Raw genomic sequence first — 1,299 nt, 5'->3', positions numbered from 1 at the left:
ACCCACTCGTTGACACCGTGGGTGACGCTCATCACGGCGGTGATGGCCGAGGAGACGCCGGAGACGGAGCCGACGGAGAGGTCGATCTCGCCGAGCAGCAGCACGAAGATGATGCCGACCGACATCATGCCGGTCGCCACCATGGCGACGAAGATGTTGTTGAGGTTCTCCGCGCCGAGGAAGGCCGAGTCGAGGCTCTGGAAGATCACGCAGATGGCGATGAGGCCGACCACGACCGGCAGGGCACCGAGGTCGCCGGCGCGCATCTTGCGCTTGAACTCGGTCAGGTACCCGGCGAAGCCCTGCTCGCGCACGAGCAGGCGGGGGTCGACCGCGGGGGCGGCGTCGGCGGCCACGGCGGGCGTCTCGACGGAAGCGGCCTGGGACTTGTCGATGCTCACTGCTGAGCCTCCGCGTTGGTGCGCGCCGCACGTCGGGTCACGGCGTTGTCCGTGGCACCGGTGATGGCGGAGATGATCTCTTCCTGAGAGGTGGCCTTGACCTCGAACACGCCGTTGTTGCGGCCGAGCCGGAGGACCGCGACCTTGTCCGCGACCGCCTTCACATCGGCCATGTTGTGGCTGATGAGGATGACGGCGTGGCCGCGCTCACGCAGTCGCTCGACCAGGTCGAGGACCTGCGCGGTCTGCTCGACACCGAGAGCGGCCGTGGGCTCGTCGAGGATGACCAGCCGGGGCTCGCCGAGCATGGAGCGGGCGATGGCCACGACCTGGCGCTGACCGCCGGAGAGCGAGGCGATCGGGATACGCACACTGGGGATGCGGATGGACAGGGTCTCGAGCAGCTCGCGCGAGCGGCGCTCCATCTCGACCTCGTCCAGGACACCGCGGCGCTTGAGCTCACGGCCGAGGAACAGGTTGCCGACGACATCGATGTTGTCGCACAGGGCGAGGTCCTGGTACACGGTCGCGATGCCCAGGCTCTGGGCATCCTGCGGGCGGTTGACCGTGACCTTGCGGCCCTCCCACTCGATGACGCCGTCATCGATGGGGTGCACGCCCGCGATCGTCTTGACAAGGGTGGACTTACCGGCGCCGTTGTCGCCGACGAGGGCGACCACCTCTCCGGCGTGGACCTCAAGCTCTACGTCGGTGAGCGCCTGGACGGCACCGAATCGCTTGGAGACCCCGCGCAACGCCAGCACGGGCGTAGCGGACACGTGAACCATCTCCTTCGCCGCCTGACCGGCGGGGATGCCGCGCCCGGGGGAAGGCGCGGCGGTCGAGCAGGATCTCCTCCTTGAGCCCGCCGCTGCCGCTGTACGGGCGGAACACGCCC

Annotated in this window: 1 protein-coding gene and 1 pseudogene; both read right to left on the bottom strand. The window is 68.8% G+C overall.

Annotated elements, in window-relative coordinates:
• Window positions 1–401: pseudogene (locus tag ACFWN1_RS33330) on the bottom strand (sugar ABC transporter permease); the annotation flags it as partial.
• Window positions 398–1,189: an ATP-binding cassette domain-containing protein gene (locus tag ACFWN1_RS33325; RefSeq protein ID WP_384370523.1), complete on the bottom strand. Its 792-nt coding sequence runs from the start codon at window positions 1,187–1,189 to the stop codon at window positions 398–400. The pseudogene ACFWN1_RS33330 and the gene ACFWN1_RS33325, both read right to left, overlap by 4 nt.
• Window positions 1,190–1,299 lie beyond the last annotated feature (110 nt).

Source organism: Streptomyces sp. NPDC058459 (assembly GCF_042721685.1).
Lineage (GTDB): Bacteria > Actinomycetota > Actinomycetes > Streptomycetales > Streptomycetaceae > Streptomyces.
This window is presented reverse-complemented; position numbering and strand designations above follow the sequence as displayed.